Raw genomic sequence first — 1,081 nt, forward strand, 5'->3', positions numbered from 1 at the left:
TGCCTCAAACAAATATATAGTTGGAAGTACCCGGACCAGAGTGAATCGACGAAGGAGGTGAGACAATCGCCTGTTAGTTCCATATCCAGATATGACATGTCTCCTTGGGTAGTCCCGTGAAATGACAGGCCAATTGGCCTTCGGGTAACTCCGTATGAAAGTACACTTCCATTCTGAAATCGTGCACGTCTGCAGGCATGGAATTCCAGATACTCCCATTTTTTAATTAGGTCATACCCATTTACAGTTGACAGGTGTCCACTATACCGGATACCAACATTTGATTTGCTATCCTATGGTTTGCTGTTTCCAACGAACCCAACTCAAACTTATGGGCCCGTTCCTTGGTAAATCATTTCTGATTGCCGGCCTGGTCTTTCTATTTGTCATTCCATTGGAAAAATGACCCATATTTGTCTTTGCTCCTTTGTATTTCCCGAATAAAGTGAATCGGACCTGATTTATTCAGCTTTATTGGTTACGATATCATAAAAATGATTCTCCAAAAGTTGGTTGAATTTGATTACGGTCATGGTTTCTGGTCTTTCTTCTTTGCTCTTGTGTTTGATATGGTGCAGGGCTTCCGCTTCTAGAAGTATAATCTGAAGATAGTGCCAGCATGGGTCAATCTTATTTTTTTCAAAACAATGGAGAAGCTTTTCCAAAAACCCCCGCGAAATGGTTCATTAAATTGTCCTCAAGCTGAAGTTTCTGTGAGGCATCCAAATGATAGAAAGTATAGTCGGAATAATTGTTGGATAGCTTGTTTTTAGTATTAAATTCATCTGCGAAGATACAGACAAAACATTTCCACTTTTCTTCCCTTTAGTAATATCTCAAGTGCTTTGGTCCAGGAAAATAGAGCGACCCTTTTGTCATTTCGTAATTCCGTAATCCGATTTTATAGTGCGCTTCATCTTCGGTAATCATTGTCATTACATAGGTATTGCTCCTGAATATGGCCGTTTCGTTGAGTTGACTGTCCAGTGCGTCCTCAAATCGATGAATCTGAAAATAGGGATTTCTGGGAGGTGGAAGCTTCAAGCCCTTCAAAAGGGTCGGAATGTCCTTGAATATGGTC

The 1,081-nt window shown here is 40.6% G+C and carries 2 protein-coding genes; both read right to left on the reverse strand.

The window, feature by feature from the left end; translation table 11 throughout:
* Window positions 1–461: 461 nt before the first annotated feature.
* A complete protein-coding gene (locus D7Z94_RS25505) occupies window positions 462–665 on the reverse strand; it encodes a hypothetical protein (RefSeq protein ID WP_120714495.1) in 204 nt (67 codons plus the stop codon).
* A gap of 160 nt (window positions 666–825) precedes the next feature.
* The coding region (locus D7Z94_RS25745) for a hypothetical protein (RefSeq protein WP_158594735.1) at window positions 826–1,081 on the reverse strand (256 nt) is incomplete at its 5' end.

This window comes from Ulvibacterium marinum (assembly GCF_003626755.1).
Taxonomy (GTDB): Bacteria; Bacteroidota; Bacteroidia; order Flavobacteriales; family Flavobacteriaceae; genus Ulvibacterium; species Ulvibacterium marinum.